This is a genomic window from Methylovirgula sp. (assembly GCF_037200945.1).
Classification (GTDB): Bacteria; Pseudomonadota; Alphaproteobacteria; order Rhizobiales; family Beijerinckiaceae; genus Methylovirgula.
The window spans coordinates 3,416,804-3,435,466 of record NZ_JBBCGP010000001.1; the positions used below are offsets into that span (position 1 = coordinate 3,416,804).

Annotated in this window: 20 protein-coding genes and 1 tRNA gene; 6 read left to right on the plus strand and 15 right to left on the minus strand. The window is 59.1% G+C overall.

All coding sequences use genetic code 11. The features are described 5' to 3' along the window. Positions 1-88: 88 nt before the first annotated feature. The 4 genes from WDN02_RS16720 to WDN02_RS16735 form a co-directional block, all read right to left on the minus strand. Positions 89-1,192 (minus strand): sulfate ABC transporter substrate-binding protein, encoded by a 1,104-nt coding sequence (locus WDN02_RS16720; RefSeq protein ID WP_337294560.1) that lies wholly within the window; start codon positions 1,190-1,192, stop codon positions 89-91. A 159-nt stretch (positions 1,193-1,351) separates the two neighbouring features. Further along, positions 1,352-2,257 carry an SPFH domain-containing protein gene (locus WDN02_RS16725; RefSeq protein ID WP_337294561.1) on the minus strand — a complete coding sequence of 302 codons (906 nt, stop codon included), beginning with the start codon at positions 2,255-2,257 and terminating at the stop codon, positions 1,352-1,354. Between the two features lie 31 nt (positions 2,258-2,288). Continuing rightward, positions 2,289-2,726, minus strand: coding sequence for an EamA family transporter (locus WDN02_RS16730; RefSeq protein ID WP_337294562.1), 438 nt, complete (start codon positions 2,724-2,726; stop codon positions 2,289-2,291). After that, a complete protein-coding gene (locus WDN02_RS16735) occupies positions 2,723-3,418 on the minus strand; it encodes a DNA-3-methyladenine glycosylase (protein ID WP_337294563.1) in 696 nt (231 codons plus the stop codon). Before WDN02_RS16735 ends, WDN02_RS16730 begins: the two co-directional genes overlap by 4 nt. Positions 3,419-3,770: 352 nt before the next feature. On the opposite strand from WDN02_RS16735, the gene WDN02_RS16740 reads away from it, so the two are divergent. Beyond that, on the plus strand, positions 3,771-5,945 hold the full coding sequence (locus WDN02_RS16740) for an amylo-alpha-1,6-glucosidase (protein ID WP_337294564.1): 2,175 nt from the start codon (positions 3,771-3,773) through the stop codon (positions 5,943-5,945). Here WDN02_RS16740 and WDN02_RS16745 read toward each other — a convergent pair. After that, entirely contained in the window at positions 5,942-7,741 is a 1,800-nt protein-coding gene (locus WDN02_RS16745) for an ABC transporter ATP-binding protein (protein ID WP_337294565.1), read from the minus strand. The two genes, WDN02_RS16740 and WDN02_RS16745, sit on opposite strands and share 4 nt — an antisense overlap. Before the next feature lie 278 nt (positions 7,742-8,019). On the opposite strand from WDN02_RS16745, the gene WDN02_RS16750 reads away from it, so the two are divergent. Beyond that, positions 8,020-9,078 (plus strand): glycosyltransferase family 4 protein, encoded by a 1,059-nt coding sequence (locus tag WDN02_RS16750; RefSeq protein WP_337294566.1) that lies wholly within the window; start codon positions 8,020-8,022, stop codon positions 9,076-9,078. A gap of 6 nt (positions 9,079-9,084) precedes the next feature. Here the strand turns inward: WDN02_RS16750 and WDN02_RS16755 are convergent, their stop codons facing one another. After that, positions 9,085-10,314, minus strand: coding sequence for an MFS transporter (locus WDN02_RS16755; RefSeq protein ID WP_337294567.1), 1,230 nt, complete (start codon positions 10,312-10,314; stop codon positions 9,085-9,087). Between the two features lie 72 nt (positions 10,315-10,386). Further along, a complete protein-coding gene (locus WDN02_RS16760; protein ID WP_337294568.1) occupies positions 10,387-10,962 on the minus strand; it encodes a PRC-barrel domain-containing protein in 576 nt (191 codons plus the stop codon). Between the two features lie 180 nt (positions 10,963-11,142). Here WDN02_RS16760 and egtB point away from each other — a divergent pair, with 180 nt between their 5' ends. Together egtB and egtD are read left to right on the plus strand one after the other, a co-directional pair. Next, a complete protein-coding gene (gene egtB / locus WDN02_RS16765) occupies positions 11,143-12,420 on the plus strand; it encodes an ergothioneine biosynthesis protein EgtB (RefSeq protein ID WP_337294569.1) in 1,278 nt (425 codons plus the stop codon). Continuing rightward, positions 12,420-13,373, plus strand: coding sequence for an L-histidine N(alpha)-methyltransferase (egtD, locus tag WDN02_RS16770; RefSeq protein ID WP_337294570.1), 954 nt, complete (start codon positions 12,420-12,422; stop codon positions 13,371-13,373). The genes egtB and egtD overlap by 1 nt, the downstream gene beginning before the upstream one ends. Before the next feature lie 77 nt (positions 13,374-13,450). On the opposite strand, the gene WDN02_RS16775 is transcribed toward egtD, so the two are convergent. Genes WDN02_RS16775 through WDN02_RS16785 form a run of 3 tightly spaced genes read right to left on the minus strand, consistent with a single transcriptional unit; the run spans position 13,451 to position 14,493 of the window. After that, on the minus strand, positions 13,451-13,741 hold the full coding sequence (locus WDN02_RS16775) for a DUF2721 domain-containing protein (protein WP_337294571.1): 291 nt from the start codon (positions 13,739-13,741) through the stop codon (positions 13,451-13,453). Between the two features lie 17 nt (positions 13,742-13,758). After that, positions 13,759-13,893, minus strand: coding sequence for a hypothetical protein (locus tag WDN02_RS16780; protein ID WP_337294572.1), 135 nt, complete (start codon positions 13,891-13,893; stop codon positions 13,759-13,761). 9 nt (positions 13,894-13,902) lie between these two features. Next, positions 13,903-14,493 (minus strand): NAD(P)H-dependent oxidoreductase, encoded by a 591-nt coding sequence (locus WDN02_RS16785; protein WP_337294573.1) that lies wholly within the window; start codon positions 14,491-14,493, stop codon positions 13,903-13,905. 91 nt (positions 14,494-14,584) lie between these two features. Here WDN02_RS16785 and WDN02_RS16790 point away from each other — a divergent pair, with 91 nt between their 5' ends. Then, a complete protein-coding gene (locus WDN02_RS16790) occupies positions 14,585-15,892 on the plus strand; it encodes an MFS transporter (protein ID WP_337294574.1) in 1,308 nt (435 codons plus the stop codon). A 20-nt stretch (positions 15,893-15,912) separates the two neighbouring features. Here WDN02_RS16790 and WDN02_RS16795 read toward each other — a convergent pair whose 3' ends face one another. Continuing rightward, entirely contained in the window at positions 15,913-16,491 is a 579-nt protein-coding gene (locus WDN02_RS16795) for a hypothetical protein (RefSeq protein ID WP_337294575.1), read from the minus strand. A 107-nt stretch (positions 16,492-16,598) separates the two neighbouring features. Then, positions 16,599-16,674, minus strand: a tRNA-Trp gene (locus tag WDN02_RS16800). A 173-nt stretch (positions 16,675-16,847) separates the two neighbouring features. Between WDN02_RS16800 and WDN02_RS16805 the strand changes: the two genes are divergently transcribed. Continuing rightward, the gene (locus WDN02_RS16805) at positions 16,848-17,282 is read left to right on the plus strand and encodes a hypothetical protein (protein WP_337294576.1); all 435 of its coding nucleotides are present in this window, start codon (positions 16,848-16,850) and stop codon (positions 17,280-17,282) included. Here WDN02_RS16805 and WDN02_RS16810 read toward each other — a convergent pair. The 3 genes from WDN02_RS16810 to WDN02_RS16820 all read right to left on the minus strand — a co-directional run bounded on the left by WDN02_RS16810 (position 17,279) and on the right by WDN02_RS16820 (position 18,659). Then, on the minus strand, positions 17,279-17,599 hold the full coding sequence (locus WDN02_RS16810; RefSeq protein WP_337294577.1) for a heavy metal-binding domain-containing protein: 321 nt from the start codon (positions 17,597-17,599) through the stop codon (positions 17,279-17,281). The two genes, WDN02_RS16805 and WDN02_RS16810, sit on opposite strands and share 4 nt — an antisense overlap. 98 nt (positions 17,600-17,697) lie before the next feature. Continuing rightward, positions 17,698-17,898, minus strand: a complete 201-nt coding sequence (locus WDN02_RS16815) for a hypothetical protein (RefSeq protein ID WP_337294578.1) — start codon at positions 17,896-17,898, stop codon at positions 17,698-17,700. Positions 17,899-18,350: 452 nt separating this feature from the next. Further along, on the minus strand, positions 18,351-18,659 hold the full coding sequence (locus WDN02_RS16820) for a type II toxin-antitoxin system RelE/ParE family toxin (RefSeq protein ID WP_337294579.1): 309 nt from the start codon (positions 18,657-18,659) through the stop codon (positions 18,351-18,353). Positions 18,660-18,663: the final 4 nt, after the last annotated feature.

Sequence of the window (18,663 nt, forward strand, 5' to 3'; positions counted from 1 at the left end):
GCCGCGTTCAATATAGCCGACCTTCGTTTAGCCGCCGTATTCCAAGACCGCAATTGCACAGCCTTGTACCAAAGCGAAGGCGGAGTCCTTACTTCGTTGGCTTATAGATTTGATCGAAGACGCCGCCATCAGCAAAGAAAGTCTTCTGCGTGCGCGGCCAGCCGCCGAATGCCTGATCAACCGTAAACAGCTTCACGGGCGGAAGGGTAGTTTCGTATTTCTTATAGATATCGATATTGCGAGGCCGATAATGATATTGCGCGGCGAGGTCCTGTGCGTCGGGCGTGTAGAGATAGTCCAGATAAGCCGTCGCAACTGCTCGCGTACCCTTCTTATCGACGATGGAATCGACGACCGCAACCGGTGGTTCCGCGAGAACGCTGGTGGAGGGATAAACGATGTCGAACTTGTCCTTGCCGAATTCGTCGGTCGCCAAATAGAGTTCGTTCTCCCAATTGACCAGCACGTCACCAATCTGTTTCTGGGCGAAGGTCACCGTCGCGCCGCGCCCGCCGGTATCGAGAACCGGCACGTGCTTGTAAAGCGCGGTGACGGCCGCGAGCGCCGCGGCGTTCTTGTAGATCGGAAAATCCTTCGCGGCATTGCCGTCAGTGATCGAAGCCGCGAGACCTTCCTTGGTCGAAAGATCGTAGGTCTTTGCCCCGCCGACTGCGCCCCAAAGTCCAAGGAAGACCCAGCGCGCTGCGCCGCTGGACTTCGGATTGGCGGCAATCACCTGCACGCCGGGTTGCAACAAATCCTTCCAGTCGTGGATGTGCTTGGGATTGCCCTTGCGCACGAGAAACGCAATTGTCGATGTATAAGGCGCGGAATTATCCGGGAATTTGGCCTGCCAGCCATGCTTGAGCAGTCCAGCCCGCTCGATCGCGTCGATGTCCCAGGCCAGGCCGAGCGTCACCACATCGGCCTGCAGACCGTTGACGACGGACAGCGCCTGCTTGCCGGAGCCGCCATGCGACTGCTGGATCGTGACCTGTGTGCCGGTCTTCTTCAGGTAATCGGCCGCGAAGGCATCATTGATCGACTGATAAAACTCGCGGGTCGCATCATAGGAGACATTGAGCAGCGTGACCGACTGGGCACCCTCGGCATATTTCCAGCCGCCAGCGGCAAGAGCGACAAAGCCCGTCAGAGCTACGGCAAATCCCGTCTTCAATCCAGAAATCCGCATGACCCTCTTCAACCCCCACGAAATGACCGTCAACCGTGCAGATCACGGTTTCGAGAGGTCTTAACAAACGGGTTTCAATCGAGAAGTCAATATATCATTCTATCTTTTTTATGTACTAATGATTTTTAAATATTATCAATTGTTTATGCTTGAGTCGGATCACTTAACTTCCTCTGCGACGATCATTGCATCGCGAATCTGGTTGCCAATTTCCGTCATCGCGCTGGGATTATGCGGAAGCAAAATGACCTTGGAGCCGGACTGAATACCGATTTCCCGAATCGTATCGAAATATTGCGTCATGAGCAGCGTGCGCAGCACTTCGGCCGGCGGCGTGTGCGCCGTCGTCGAGAGGCTTGTCACGGAATCGTTGAGCCCTGCGATAATGGCCTTGCGCTGGTCGGCAATACCCTTGCCTTGCAAAGCCTTCGACTCGGCCTCGGCCTCGGCGGCCTTCACCGCCAAAATCTTATTGGCCTCGCCTTTGGCCTGCGCCGCGAGCTGAAGCCGCGTTTGCGCCTGGATTTCGTTCATCGCGGCGACGACCGTGGGATCCGGCTGCACATCGACGACGAGCGAACTGACGATCTCAAATCCGTATTGCTGCATCAATTCCGAAAGATGCTGCGTGACCGCCTGTGCGACATCGTCCTTTTTCTCGAAAACTTCGTCGAGTGTCATCGCCGGAATTTTCGAACGGACGACGTCGAGGACATAAGCCTGGATCTGCCCTTTGGCGTCCGACAGCACATAAAACGCCTCACGCTCACGGCCAGCGACTACGCGATAATTGACGGCGATATTGACCTTCACGAAGACATTGTCCTTCGTCTTCGTGTCCGCGGTGATGATGTTCTGTTCGATCTTCAACGACAGCAATGCGGCGAGCCTGTCGATATAGGGAAGTTTGACGTGCAGGCCCGGCTCGACAACGCGACTGAATTTGCCGAACCGCTCGATGATGCCGGCATGCGCCTGCTGAATGGTGAAGATCGACCGGAAGATCGGCAGCACCAAAATTATGGCGAAGATAATCAGGACGCCGATAAAAATTTCCCCGATCATGTTTCCCCCTCGCCGATCCGCGCCGGCCGTATCAAAATTTAAAAGCCAACAAGATCGCCCCGGCGCCCACGAATATGACCCCAAGCCAATTCATGGCGGAAAGCTTTTCGCCGAGAAATGTGACACCAAAAAGCGCGACGAGGACGACACTCAGTTTATCGACCGGCGCGACTTTGGAAGCCTGGCCCAATTGAAGCGCACGAAAATAGCAGAGCCATGAGGCGCCCGTCGCCAAGGCCGACAACGCCAGAAACAGGAAGCTTCGCGGTGAAATCGAACTCGGCGCCTGCCATGCCCGCGTGACGGAAACGATGATCGCGGCGAGGATCAGGATGAAGATCGTGCGGATCAGCGTCGCGAAATTTGAATTGATGTTCTCGACGCCGAGTTTCGCCAAAATCGCCGTCAACGCGGCGAAAACCGCTGAAAGGCCAGCCCAGGTCTGCCAGGAGAATGCCGGTTGCATCATACCTCTACGCGCGCTGCTTGCCGGCGCGCCGCTTTGGCGGCGGGACCAGTAGGAAGGATTCCTTCGCGCTGTTTAACGGTCCTGTAATAGGCCCACCAGACATGCGCCGCGACGCCGCGCCATGGCCGCCAAGCTTCTGCGAGCACCATCATTTCCTTGGTTGTGGGACGGATGGGAAGCCCCAATCCGAGCTTGACCGCCTCCTGCACCGCGAGGTCGCCCGCCGGCCATGCATCTGGATGGCCGAGGCAAAACAGCAGATAGACATCCGCTGTCCAAGGTCCGATCCCATGTAGCGCCGTCAACTTTGCGTGCGCGATTTCAGCGTCCTCGTCGGCGAGCGCATCGAGATCGAAGCGCGCGGCGACAATCTCGCGCGCAAGGCTCTTCAACGTCTTGATCTTCGCGGCCGAGAGGCCCAGCCGCGCCAACCGATCGGCGCGCGCCTTGGCGATGGCCGCTGGCGTGATCGGATCGAAGGCGGCTCGCAAACGCTCCCAGATCGCGTTGGCGCTGGCGGTCGAAAGCTGCTGCCCACAGACAATCGCAACGATCCCGGCGAAACCCGACTCACGGCGGCGCAACCCCGGTACGCCCGTCGCAGCGACGATCGGCGCGAAACGCTTATCCAGCGCGACGAGACGTGCGACGCCCTTCTTCAGATCGGCCTGAGTATCGAGACGGAACCCCATATTGCAAAGCTCTCACGCCCGAGCCCGCATTTCAACAATCGGCAATGCCGCAATGACAGGGCACATCCCGCACTCACCTGTTGGCATCTTTGCGAGCGCCAAAAAATAGTTGCAATCCGCTCCGAAGGTCGCACTTACAGATTGATATCGTCATATACGCAAGCTATCCGCAATAATCTGCCTCGTCCGATGAGCCTGTCGAAAACGGCCTCGCGAGCAACAATACTTCAGTTCAAGCTTCAGACATAAGAACTCCGGGCGGCTTCCTTCCGGACGTGTCGAAATCTTGGTTAGCTGGATATCTTAAGACAGAGATTCCGCTAGCGCCTTCGGAAATAAAGGCCGACGTATCATGGAAGACAGCATTCTGCCGGATGCTCAAGACGAGCAGTTCCAGTTCACAATTCCCGCGCTTCAGGAGCGCCGCACGCGCACGCTGAAGCATGGCGACACGTTCGCAATGTTCGATGACAATGGCGATGTACTCTCCTCGCTCGGCAGCCCCGAAGGCATCTTTCATCGTGACACGCGGCACCTGTCGCATCTGAGTCTGTCGATCTTTGGTCAGCGGCCGATCCTCCTGAGCTCGACATTGCGCGACGACAATGGAGCCCTGATCTGCGATTTGACGAATCCCGATCTGCACAAGGGAGACCATATCGCCCTGGAACATGATCTCATCCATCTGCGGCGGCTGAAATTCGTATGGCAGAATGCGAATTTTGAGCGGCTGGCGGTACGCAATTTCAGCGAGCGGCGCGAGCGCGTCAAAATCCAGATCGATTTTGCCGCCGATTTCGCGGACCTCTTCGAGGTTCGCGGCAGCAAGCGCGAACGGCGCGGCACCTATCATCCGACGTCAGTGAAAGCGGATTCCGTCGTCATGTCCTACACAGGCCTCGATGACCGGCGCCGCGATACGCAACTGCGTTTCTCGCCGCAGCCCACACATCTGACAGCCAATCACGCGATCTTCGACGTGGATCTCGAGCCCAGCGAGCGTGCGTCAATTTTCATCGAAATTCGCTGCGAGAACGTGTCGCCCAATATCCCACCTTGGAGGCTGTTCTTTTCCTCGCTGCGCGATGCAAGGCGCGATCTTCGCGCCGCGCTCGCACGCGAGGCTTCGGTCGAGACCTCCAACGACATTTTCAATGAAGTCGTGCGCCGCTCCGTCGCCGACCTTCATATGCTGACGACGGACTTGCCCGAGGGCCCCTACCCTTATGCCGGCATTCCGTGGTTCAGCACCGTCTTCGGCCGCGATGCTTTGATCACGGCTTTGCAAACGCTCTGGATCGACCCGGCGCTCGCGCGCGGCGTGCTGTTTTATCTGGCGGCAAATCAGGCCGATAAAATCGACGCGGCGGCCGACGCCGAGCCCGGCAAAATCTTGCACGAGTCACGCCGCGGCGAAATGGCCGAACTCGGCGAAGTCCCTTTCCGCCGTTATTACGGCAGCGTCGATTCCACACCTCTGTTCGTCGTTCTTGCCGGGGCCTATCTGCAAAGAACTGACGATGCGCGCGCGTTAAAGCAGCTCTGGCCCCATATCGAAGCGGCCTTGAATTGGATCGACGTTTATGGCGACCGCGACGGCGATGGATTCGTTGAATATGGCCGCAAGAGTGATGATGGATTGCTCAATCAGGGCTGGAAAGACAGCCATGATTCCGTCTTCCATGCCGATGGCACGTTGGCGCAAGGCCCCATCGCGCTCGTTGAAGTCCAAGGCTACGTCTATGCTGCGAAACGCGCCGCGGCGACAATCGCCTCACGCCTCGACCATCATGATCGCTCTCGAAAGCTTGAGCATGAGGCCGAACAGCTTCAGAAACATTTTGATACGCAGTTCTGGGACGAGGCGCTCGGCACTTACGTCCTGGCGCTCGACGGCGAAAAGCGTCCCTGCCGCGTGCTGACCTCAAATGCCGGCCACACGTTGTTCAGCGGCATCGCGCTGCCATCGCGCGCGGCGCAGATCGTTCGCAATCTCACAGACCATGACGGCTTTTCGGGTTGGGGCATCAGAACCGTCGCAGCGTCCGAAGCGCGCTATAATCCGATGAGCTATCACAACGGCTCAGTCTGGCCGCACGACAATGCGCTGATCGCGTTGGGCTTCGCGCGTTACGGCTTTGGCGCCGAAGTGACACGGATTTTCAAGGGCCTGTTCGAAGCCTCGATTTATATCGACCTGCGCCGCATGCCGGAGCTGTTCTGCGGCTTTCGCCGTGTGCGTGGCCAGGGGCCGACCTTTTATCCAGTCGCCTGCTCGCCGCAGGCGTGGGCGGCTGCTACTCCACTGGCCGTCCTCGCCGCGTCGCTCGGCCTCAGCTTCGATCCAGCCAATCGTCACGTCATCTTCAACCGGCCGCACCTGCCGGATTTCCTCGAAGAGGTAACGCTGCACGGCTTAACGCTGAACGACGCCAGCATGTCCGTTCAGCTCCGGCGCACCGGCACTGACGTCGCCGTCAATGTGCTATCGCGCAAGGGCGACATCTGGGCGACAACAATCAGTTAAGCGTCCATCGCGTAGCGCCGAACCGATCCGTCAGCGTGCTCGTGGTACTTTCGCCGCGCCGTCATCTTCCGCCGCGCGAAATCGCTGTAATAGCCATTAACGTCGATCAGCTCGCCCGGCGGTCCATCCTGGACGAGTTCGCCGTCCTGAAGCATCGCGATCCTGTCGAAGTCTCGCAGCGTCGTTAAACGGTGCGCAATCGCGATGACGGTGCGCCCCTTCATCAGCCGCACCGAGGCTTCGCGAATGGCTTCCTCGGATTCGTGATCGAGCGCCGAGGTTGCTTCGTCGAGCAGCAGGATCGGTGAGTCCTTCAGGAACGCCCGCGCCAGCGCGATGCGCTGACGCTGACCGCCGGACAATTTCAACCCTCGGTCGCCTACCGTGGTGTTGAAGCCGTCCGGTAAATCGTCGATAAAATCGCAATGCGCCGCCGCGGCGGCTTTCATCACGTCGTCATCGGATGCATCCGGTCGGCTGTAGCGGATATTCTCGATCAGCGAGCGGTGGAAGAGGCTGATGTCCTGTGGGACAACGGCGATCGCGGCGCGCAGACTTTCCTGCGTGATCATCGCAATATCCTGACCGTCGATCAGAATACGCCCAGCCTGCACGTCGTGCATACGCTGCATCAGAGCCAGCAAGGTCGATTTGCCGCCGCCGGAAGGTCCAGCAAGACCGACCTTCTCGCCCGGGCGGATGCGCAGGCTGAAGTCTTTCACAACTTGCGGACCACCGGGATAATGGAAGGACACATCCTGGAAGGTAATTTCCGCACCCGCGCGCGCGAGCGCAACCGCGCCGGGGCGGTCGCCAAGTTCATGTGGGACCAGCAGGGTTCGCAGGGCTTCCGCAAGCCTTGCCATATGCTGCGTGATGTCGACAAGCGCCACGGCGAGATCGCGCGTCGCGGCGAGGACCGAAACGCCAAGCGTGCAAACGAGAACGACCGTGCCTGTGCTTACCGCGCCGTGCTGCCAGAGCAGGATCGCCCAGCCCAGAAGACCCGCGACCAGGATCGATGTCGCGACGGCGTGGAACAGGCGCAATTTCTCAAGGTAGCGCAAGCTGCGCCGCCGCGCGCCCATCTCTTGCCCCACTTTGCCGGCGAAGCGATTGCGCTCGCTTTTAAAGCCGCCAAAAGCTTTGACGAGCAAAACGTTGCCCACGACATCGGCCATCTCGCCATCGACGGCGGCAGCTTTTTCGGCGAAGTCCTGATGAATCGGCCGCCCCTTCGCGGCAACTCTGAAAATCACCGCAACGACGATGCCGGCAATGACACTCAGCACCGCGGCCATTTGCAGATTTACGGCGGCAATGAAGGCAATAGCGCCCACGGTCGCAACGCAGGGCGGCAGCACGTTCCAGATGAACATGTTCTGGATCGTGAACGCCGCATTGGACGTGGCCGTGATGCGGCTCGTCAACGTGCCAGGTAGACGGTTGGAGAAATAGCTCGGCGAATGGCCCATCAAATGCTGGAACATTTCGCGACGCATATCACCCGTCACGCGAACGAATGAACTGGCTGCAATCCACCCCGCGACGCGCCACAGCAAATTGTCAGCTGCGATGAAGCCGCACAAGAGTGCAAAGGCTGTCCAGGGATTGGCATTGCCCACGCCTTTCGACAGGCTATCGACCAGAAACTTGATGCCAAATTGCGTGCTCACCGAGCAACCCACAGCCGCCAGCACGCAGATCGATATGATCAGATGCGAGATTGGCTGAAGCTTGACATAGCGAAGAACAAAACCCGTCGGCCGCTTGGCGTATTGGCAAAGATCGTCCATCCAAGACCTTCCCCCGGTCGGGATTCGCTACAAATTGAATACCGGCGATTATTGGACAGAGATCTGCTTGTTCGACCGGCTAATCACAAACGCCAAGCGCAGCTTTAAGTTCCTGTCGAATGTGTGCAGTGCGAAAAAGTTTGAACAAACTAGGCCGTTGCGCGTTGTCTCTGCAGTTTCGGGCGGCCGATTGCAGGCGATTTACAGATCGCTAGTTCTGCAACCGTGCGACAGTCCGCGATTGCGCTTCGAAATGTCGTTCACGAGGATTCATTCCAATGCGTATTGCCCAGATTGCGCCGCTTTATGAAGCGGTCCCGCCGCGTCTTTATGGCGGCACGGAACGTGTCGTTTCTTGGCTTACCGAAGAGCTCGTCGCGCTAGGGCATGATGTCACTCTATTTGCAAGCGGCGACTCCCGCACGTCGGCAACGCTTGCGCCCATGTGGCCCTGCGCCTTGCGTCTTGACGGATCCGTCCGCGAACCGAGCGCGCTCCACATCGCAATGCTCGAACATGTCTATCAACGCTCGCATGAGTTCGATCTGCTGCATTTCCATTTGGATTATTTCCCGTTTTCGCTCTTCACCCGGCAATCGACGCCATTCGTGACGACACTGCATGGTCGCCTTGACCTGCCCGAATTGCAGCCGGTTTTTAAGACGTTTTCGTCGTTGCCTCTCGTCTCGATTTCAGATTCGCAGCGCCGTCCGGCACCCAATGCGCGCTGGGCACGGACAATCCACCATGGGATGCCCGAAAATCTGCTGACGCCGATCCCGGCTGAGCCGCGATATCTTGCGTTTCTCGGTCGTATCTCACCCGAAAAGCGTGTCGATCGCGCGATCAAGATCGCGATACGTGCGGGCCTGCCGCTCAAAATCGCCGCGAAAGTGGACGCGGCGGATGTGGATTATTTTGAAGAGCAAATTCGCCCGCTTCTCACGCATGACAATATTGAGTTCATCGGTGAAATCGGTGACGTACAGAAGCCCGAATTCCTCAGCGGCGCACTTGCATTGATCGTCCCGATCGACTGGCCGGAGCCCTTCGGGATTGTCATGATCGAAGCCATGGCGTGCGGGACGCCGGTCATCGCTTTCAACCGCGGCTCCGTGCCAGAAGTCATCGAAGATGGCGTAACCGGCTTCATTGTCGAAGACGAAACGAGTGCGGTTGGCGCCATCCGGCGCTTGTCGCAGCTTTCGCGGGCGCAAATTCGCAAGCGTTTTGAAGAACGCTTTACGTCACGCCGCATGGCCAACGATTATATTGAAGTTTATAACGAACTGATCAGAGCGGCGACGCCCCGCCCGTTAGCCGTCGCGAGGTTTTGATCTCCATCAACGTGGCCGCGTCTCGGGCATCACGAACAAGACGAAAGCGAAGCCGCAAGCGGCGATGGCAGCCAGATCGAGAAACGCGCTCTGGCTGCCGGAATGATCACTCACATATCCGGCAAAAGATGTGCTGAGCGCGGCGCCGATCCCGACAGCCGTGCCGATGACGCCCTGCGCGAGATTGAAGCGTCCCGTGTTGCGCGAAATGTCTGCGACGACCAGCGGTACGAGCACGCCCAGAACCGCAGCTGAAATTCCATCCAGAATCTGCTCGAAAACGACGAAGCTCGGGTCGGGCATATAGGCAAACAGTAGACAGCGCAGCGGCAGCGCGCCGAAGCCGATCAATAATAGCGGTCGGCGCCCCCATTTGTCGGCGCGACGTCCAACCCAGGGCGACAGCGCCGCAACGATCAGTTGCGGCACGATGATGCACGCCGCGATGAGAACTGTCGCCCAATTGGCGGAGCGCATCGTCAGAATGCTGCCCATGAGCGGCAGCATGGCGGCGTTGGCCAATTGAAAGAGCAAATTACAAACCGCGAAGGCGAGCAATGGCCCATTCAGCGCGAGACGTAAGAGATTCTGCTCCGGATGCACCAGAGGTTTGCTGCCGCCGTGCGCGCGCGTCGGATCGACTTCCCCCGAGCGAATTTGCCAGAGTGCGATCAAGGTCGGGCCGAGAAGAAGCGCCGTGATGATGAAGACGGATCGGCTTGAGAAGAAGTATCCGCCGACGCCCATGGCCGCCGCCGCGACGACTGTGCCGAGCGAGGCAAAGCGCGCATTGCGTCCGAGACGTGGCCCGATCGCAAAATGGCCGACAAGCCCGAGGCTGATCGCCCCGATGGCCGGCGCGAGCACGCAATTTGCGCTGGAGCTGAGGACTGTCGAGAGAAAAACCAGCGGAAAAAGCGGCCACGCCGCGAGCATCAAGGCGCTGATACCGATACAGACAACTGCGATGGCGGCGACGTTACGTTCGGAGCGCGCAGCGTCGACAAGTGCACCGCCCGGCATCCGGCCGAGCAGCCCGATAATTCCGGTGATCGACAGGATGAAGCCGATATCCTGCTGCGTCCATTGCGCCGTGGTCAGATAGACGGCAACGAACGGCCCGAAGCCCGTCTGGACATCGGCGAGGAAAAACGTAAACCAGTCGAGACCGACGAGGCTTCGGCGCGACGGATGGGGGCTTGTCGCATTCGCCTTGATATCCGGAAATTGCGTCACTGACCTTCTCGTTCGGACAACAGCAAAAATTCCGGCGATGATTCAGCGCGGCGAATGTCTTCGTTCAGTCGATCATTTTGCCGGTGCCGTCACCGGTGCCGTTTGCTGCTGGTGCGCCGAGAGCCGCTGCAGCGGCGCCGATGAACTTGGTCCTAAAATGACAACCGGTTCCCCCTCCTTATATTCCGGCGCCACGCGAACCTGATCGCGAGTCAGCGACAAGAGTGCCCTATCCTGCCCAAACTGGATTGCGTGCCAATCGACGGCAATCTTCCGGCTACCAACACCGAGAAATCCTCCAAAGTCGATGATTGCGGCACGAAGATTCCCCCTATGATCGACGAGAAGATCGACGATCCGCCCCATATCGTCGCCGGCGATACTGTAGATTTCGCGGCCCATCACGCCTTCGATGTCTTTATCATCGAGCACCACGGCTGGGACGGCGTCTTTGGAGGGCCCTGGTGCAGCAGCCGGTTTCGGAGCCGGCAATGGCGTTTGCAACGGCTTTGTATCAGCCAGCGCGGTGATGCAGGAGCCGGCAAGGGTAATTACAACGCCAGCCTTGGCGACCGGCGCAGCCCATCGAGCGAAATCCAAAACGGTACTGGTAACGGCCTGCGATAGAGCGCGGGCGGCACGGCGCATGTAATCTCCCCCGAGATAACTCAGCTTCATCAGCAAGCTAAGCCCGTCGCAACTCGCAGCCCGCGATAAGGTTCCCGCAAGAGAAGGATTTTTTCACTAAACCCCTTCCGCGTAGGAAAAGCTTGCCTTTCTCTACAGCCACCCCAAATGATACCGGCCAGAGAGCGGAGGAGCACGAGGATGACGGCTGCCCTTTTCCGATCGCGTTTAAAGACGCCCCAGCTCCTTTGTTTTTATCAGGGCGTGCGTGAGACGAGCCGGGGCCTTGGGGCTCGATTGTCCGATGCGGATGCGACGCCGCAATCCATGCCGGATGCGAGTCCGTCCAAATGGCACCTGGCGCATACGACATGGTTTTTCGAGAAGATGGTGCTGGTCCCGTTTCTGCCGGACTATCGATGTTTCGACGAGACCTACAATTTCCTCTTCAATTCCTACTACAATTCGATTGGCGCGCGACAGCCACGGCCAAAGCGCGGTCTAATCACCCGCCCCAGCCTCGACGATGTTTATCGCTATCGCGAACATGTCGATGCCGGCATTGCGCGTCTGCTCGAAAAATCGGCGCCGGACGCCGCAACGGAGCTCATCGAACTCGGCTGTCATCACGAGCAGCAACATCAGGAGCTTTTGCTCACCGACATTCTGCACCTCTTCGCGCAGAACCCGCTGCGCCCGGCTTACAAAAGCGCCGAGCCGCTCGCCGTCGAACCCGATGGCGCAGATGCTCTGCAATTCTTACCCCTGCCCGGCGGCCTCATCGAGGCCGGCCACGATGGCGAAGGCTTTTCGTTCGATTGCGAAGGGCCGTGGCATAAAACATTCATCGAACCGTTCCGGCTGGCAGACCGCCTCGTCACCAATAGGGAATGGATCGAGTTCATCGCCGATGGCGGCTATCGCAATCCGCTGCTCTGGCTGTCCGAAGGCTGGGCCAAAACCCAGGCCGAAGGCTGGAGCACGCCGCTCTATTGGGACGACCGCGGCGAGGCCAATTATTGGACGATGACATTGCGCGGTGCGCAGCCCGTCGATCCCGCCGCCCCGGTCACGCACATCAGCTATTTCGAAGCCGACGCCTTCGCGACCTGGGCCGGACGGCGTCTTCCGACCGAGTTCGAATGGGAATATGCCGCGCGTGATGTGGCGCAGACTGGAAATCTGCTCGACAGCGAGCGGCTGCGGCCGCGGCCCGCGCCAAAGCCGACAAATGGCCTGCGCCAGATGTACGGCGATGTCTGGGAATGGACTCGCAGCGCCTTCTCGCCCTACCCGCGCTTCCGGACGGCCGACGGCGCGGTCGGCGAATACAACGGCAAGTTCATGTGCGGCCAGTTCGTGCTGCGCGGCGGCTCGTGCGTGACGCCGGCGAGCCATATTCGCGCGACCTATCGCAACTTCTTTCCGCCCGATGCCCGTTGGCAGTTCTCGGGCCTGCGCCTGGCGGAGGATGCCTGATGCTTGAGTTCGTCGATGCTAAAACGCGGCAGCGGGATGCCTTTCGCACCGACGTGTTGACCGGGCTCGCGCGCCCGCAACGGACGTTGCCCGCCCGCTGGCTCTACGACGACCGCGGCTGTGAACTTTTCGAGGCGATCACGCAGCTAGACGAATATTATCCGACCCGGACCGAGACCGCGATCCTCAGCGACAACGCCCGGCAGATCGCCAATCTGTGCGGTCGTGGCGCCATTCTCCTCGAATATGGCGCCGGCGCCGGCGTGAAGACCGAAATCGTTCTCGGCACGCTCGAGGCGCCGGCGCTTTACGTGCCGATCGACATCGCAGCCGACTTTCTGGAGCAGACAGCGACGCGGATGCGCGATCGCTTTCCGCGGCTTCACGTCCATCCGATCGCGACCGACTTTACCTCCGATTTCGACATTCCGGCGCATGTGCCGGCAAAGCACCGCGTGGCCTTCTTCCCCGGCTCGACGATTGGCAATCTCGATACGGCCGAAGCTCTGGCGTTTCTACAGCGGATGCGCCGCCACGTGGGCCCCGGCGGCCTTGCGATGATCGGCGCCGATCTCAAGAAATACATCCCGACGCTGATCGCCGCCTATGACGATCGCGACGGCGTCACGGCCGAGTTCAACCTCAACCTGCTGGCGCGGATCAACCGCGAACTCTCCGGCAATTTTGCCCTCGCTCGGTTCGCGCATGAGGCGCGCTGGAACGAGGCCGAATCCGCCATCGAAATGCATCTCGTCAGTCTCGCAGAGCAAAATGTCACCGTCGCCGGCCACTCCTTTGCTTTCAATGACGGCGAGACGATCCATACGGAAAGCTCGCGCAAATACTCGATCGACAGCTTTTCCGAACTCGCGATCGAAAGCGGCTGGCAGGTCAGCGCAACATGGACCGATGCCGACCAGCGCTTCGCCCTCTTCGGCCTCAGCGCCGTGTGAATTTTATCAAGCGAAGGGGCAAGGGAGAAAAGCCACTTCTACTTGTCCCACTCAATATTCATTCGTACCGCAATGGTCTATTTGTGAAGATCATTGTCGCGAAGGGCAATTCGCGTCTCGCGGGCGAGATCAATCAGCGAGACGCAAAACGTAATCAGCGCGGCTACGAACAAGAACGCCACGCCATATTCGTGTGCCACGCGGTAGAACGCGCTAACGAAGGCAACAATGATAATGAGCGCGGTAAGTATCGCCGCTACGATAGCGCAGAACAGCGATCGATTTAAGAGTGCAGCCCGGCGCCTAAGCCGGGGAATGTCCGTCTTGAGATAGATCTTGGTGGTATCGTCATCGGCGATGCTGTGCAAATATTGCGACCGTTCGATTATGTGGCTGATCCGCGAATCAACACTGAAATGAATGATGCGACGCCACCCAGCAAGAACGCCGGTGCGGCGACATTGCCGATGATGCGGGCAAGCTGGTCGATTGATGGATTTGCAGGAAGCAGATCGTTCATTTGCATATCCTAGTAAGGTGGCGCGCGGCGCGTGCGCTGCTCGCGCGCAGCCTCCGTCCACCATGCGAGGTCGTCGGCAAAACGCGGGAAGCTCTGTTCGAGCGCCTTGCCGCCCTCACCGACCGGCTGCGCATTAGCGTCGAGCGTCTGCGTGATCGGGCCGGCGGCGAGCGTGCTCGACACGACGACCATACCCATTTCCGAAAGAATGCCGTGCCAGACCGTTCCCGAGCGAACGCCCGAGAAGCGCCCGGCGGAATAACTTGCCACCGCGGCCGGGCGCCAAAACCATTCTTCCAGAAAATGATCGGTCAGGTTTTTGAGGCCCGGTTGCGGCCCCCAGTTGTATTCGCCGGTCACGAAGATGAAGGCGTCGGCACTTCGAATCTTTTCGGCCAGCGCCTCCATCGCCGCTGGCACCGTGCCTTTTGGATATTCCTTGTACATGCGATCAAGCATCGGCAGGCCGATCGCTTTGGCATCGATGAGTTCCGCCTCTGCGCCGCGCTGACTGAGGCCTCGCACAAGGTAGTTCGCGAGCCTTATTCCCAGACGGTCGACTCGATACGATCCGTAAATTACGAGTATACGGTCCGGCATGTTCTTTCTCGCTTTCAGGTCGCGGCACTCATGAAAGGGCGCTCAGTGGAAAAGACCTTATCATCCGCCTCGCCCGTTGCATCCGCATAACATGGCAGCCGATCGCCCTACCGGACGCCAGAGCTTCACGCCTTCCTCTTTCATCTATTCACCGACGACACACCGCCTGCGCGTCATTGCGGTGGGCCTGCTCGTCGCTGCCGGATGCATCAATTACCTCGATCGCGCCGCGGTCGCGGTCGCTGAGCCGCAAGTTCATCAGGAGCTTCACCTTTCTTACGGCCAGGTTGGCGTGCTGCTCTCGGCCTTCGCCTGGAGTTATGGCCTGGCACAAATTCCGGCGGGCACTCTCCTCGATCGCTTCGGAGCGCGCCGGACATTGGGCGTCGGCTTGGTCTTATGGTCACTGGCTCAGCTCAGCGCGACCTTCGTGCGCTCACTCAGCCAATTTATCATCGCGCGCATCGCATTGGGTCTCGGCGAATCCCCGATGTATATCGGCGGCACACGCGTCTGCACGGACTGGTTTGCGCTTGACCAGCGCGCATTGCCGATCGCCATTTTCAATTCATCCTCGGGGCTCGCACCGGCGCTGGCGCCGCCGCTGCTGACGTGGCTGATGCTGGCTTTCGGCTGGCGCGAGATGTTTCTGATCGCAGGCCTCGCCGGATTCGCAGTTACGGCTCTTTGGGTTGTCTTCTACCGTGCACCTGAGAATACGAACGTGCCCGAGGCCGATCTCGCGGAAATTCGCCGGCAGGACTCGGCTGACGTTCCGCATATCGGCTTTCGGCAAGCCTTATGGCTCCTGCGCTTTCCGACGACCTGGGGCATGTTCCTCGGCTTCTTCGGCGTCGTCTATATTTCCTGGCTCTATGCGACCTGGTTGCCAGCCTATCTGGAAAGTTCGCGCCATCAGAGCGTCGCCAGCGCCGGGTTTTGGGCGGCGGTGCCGCTCGCCGCGGGCTTTTTCGGCGCCCTCGGCGGTGGCTTCATATCCGAGGGGCTCATACGACGGGGAATCAGTCCGGCCGCAGCCTGCCGGTGGCCGACAGTCGTGGGCCTGCTGGCAGCCGGGCTGTTTACAATCGCGGCGTCGCAGAGCGGAAATGTCTATGTCGCAATTGGCCTGATCGCCTGCGGGCTTTTCGCTGCGAATGTCGCCTCAAGTTGCGGATGGGCCTTGCCGGCGGTGATCGCGCCGCCAAATGTCGTTGCGACGCTCGAAGCCGTTCAAAATGTCGGTGGCTCAGTGGGCGGCGCGCTGGCGCCTTTCATAACGGGCGCGCTCATCCAGGCCAAAGGATCGTTCGTGCCGGCCTTCATTCTCGCCGGGATCATCTCATTCGCCTGCGGGCTGATCTATCTTTTCGGCACACGCGGCAAAATAGCGGCCTAGGTATGAGTCTGCTCGACCGACTAGTTCGATGACGCCGGGGCTTTGATGTCGCTATAATCGTAGCGCAACGACATCAATTGACGCCTGATCTTGCCGTCCGGGGGCGTAGGTGCAGTAATCATGACATCGGAAAGGGCCAGTGTGCCCGTTTCGACCGACACCCAAATTTTGGTCGCGATATTGAGCGTGCCACTGTCTTGAGAGCCGATGTAGACAATGAATCGCTTGCCGTCGATCATTTCATCGGGAGGCCGCCTGCAATCTGTAAAACTCTTGACGCTGTCTGCAACCCGCTGCTGCAAATCTGAGATCACGGCATGGATATCTTTCCATTGTCCGTTCGGCGTTTTTGCAAAAACCTGCGTGCCGGTGAAAATCGATTCGGTCGATATTGGCTTTGGTGAGATTGTCGTGCCGGGCGCTGGCGGATCCTTGGGGTCGAACGAGATTGTGCCGACGCTGTGGTAAGGCGTCTTGGAATTCTTGACCATCGCATCGACAAGGCCCCGGCAAGCGGTGTTCTCCGCCCACGCCGGCACCTGGCCGAGACCCAAGAGAGCCAGAGGCAGCAACGCCCACCTGGACACAGCCCTACGCATTCCGCACCCCTGCTCTTGCCTATGCCACCAACTTATAGTCTGCGCGTCGCGGCCGAGAGATGGATCGCCGTGCACAAGTCATTGTTTTTCATGAATAAAAACTTAGATGGCAGGAGAGGAGGGGCTCGAACCCCCAACCCCCGGTTTTGGAGACCGGTGCTCTACCAATTGAGCTACACTCCTAGCGTCCCGTATTTGCCGCAGGTGCGCGGCCAAAGCAAGCGAAAGCCCATATCGAGGTTGCGGCTATTCCTAGACCGCTTGGACTATACCGCCCGTCGAAAACCCTCGGCGATTGTGATGCGTTATCGAAGTGAGCGGCTTATATTGAAGGTCGCCGATTGCTGGAGGCTCTCATGACAAAAATCCGGGGTTTCGTACAATTTTTGCCCTGCCTGGCCAGCGCATGGCTCGCGAGCGGCTTGAGCACGCCCGTCTCGGCGCAAAGCGGCCTGCCCGCGCCTGAAACCACCCAGGTCTCGAGCAGCGACATGGCGGACACCGTCAACGACCCGCGGATCGCGGCGGCACAAAAGTCGGGCATGGGAACCTGGAAATGGGTTGTGCCGCCGGTGAAGATGAAGGGCGGCTTCGACGATCATGATCCAATCGGCTTGGCGGCAGGCAAATTAGTTCCTGCAGATTGTTCGATCAACTGGACCGATCCCGACACCCACAAGCTCTATTGCTTCACGAGCGCAACATCGCTCGTTTATTTCCTCGATGCACCGCACACGAATCTGGCGCGGGCGGAAAAGGGTTGGCACGCGCTCAAAGGGCCTTCGAGCTAGATCGGCTCGACCCAGACCGCGGTCCCGTAAGCGAGGACTTCGGTGATTCCGTCGGTGATCTCGTTGGCGTCGTAACGCATGCCGACAATGGCATTGGCCCCGCCTTGGCTCGCATGTTCGCACATATGATCGAACGCCTCTTGCCGGGCGGTCTCGGCAAGGTGAACGAAGGCGCTGATCTGGCCGCCGAAGAAGGATTGCAAGCCGCCGACAAAATTGCCGACCACGCTGCGCGAGCGCACCGTGATGCCGCGAACGAGACCGAGATGACGAACGATTCTATAGCCGGCGATGTCATTAGTCGTCGCGACGATCATGGCCCTCTCCCGCGTCGGAAATGTTTTTGAATTCCAAATATGTCCCGGAGGACGCGCTTATCGCGCGGCCCCCGGTTCGCAATATAGCGTCTCTTCCGTCACCAGCAGCGGCGATGCACCCAGCAGTGGCCGTGTTCGCACCAGCGATGGACCCGACACCAATGGGCTTTGCTGATCGGCGCGGAAAAACTGGATGCGCCCGAGATCGCGGCGCCGTTAACGGGCGCGGCAAACACGTTCGAGGTACCGCTCAGGTTGAGCGCAATCGCGGCAATCGCTGCCAACAATGTGATTTTCATAAACTTTCCAAAATTTCGAGCCGGTGAAGGAAAATCGAACCCTCGTATTCAGCTTGGAGGGCTACATCTTTTTGAGGTTTTTCATAGGCTTGGGTGTAGTCGTCCGCGAAGAACAACCAAGCTACTGATTAAGAGTGATTTTTGGGTCTCGGCCAGTATTGGTTTTTGCCGGATTTGGCGGCTTGGGGATGGGTTTTCTTGCAAATTGATCGGCGGCTCTGCTCGTGATTCTCTTCGTTTGCCGGACAGGCCGGCGACGCGATCAACGCCGTGCTCGCCGCCGCTGGCTACAACTTCCGCCGCCTCTTGGCCTGGTTCAACCTTTTGTTGTCCGCAATCTGGATCGCCATCAGCCCCGCAAACGCCCCGGAAACACATTACGAAACCGCTTGGGACGCCTTCTTCACAGACGACTACCTGCGTAGCCTCAAATTATGCAAATTCGGAAATGTTCAGACGTCGTCCGGCGTGACGTCGAACAGGCGTTGGAGTTCCCGCGCCCCATGGACAATGCGGACAACTTCGACGCCTTCACCGGCCAGACGGTAGAGAACCACATAGTTGCCGACGACGAGCGATCTGGCGTTCGGTGCGATCTCGGGCCGCGCCGGTCCAAGAAGAGGATGAGCCGTCAGGTTTTCGCAGCGCGAGGCGATCTCATCGATAAGCCGATCGGCGGCGGCCAGATTATTCAGGGCAATGTGTAGCCAGATATCGTCGAGATCGGCGCGGGCGCGCGGCGTTAAGGTAAGGTGGCCCATCCAG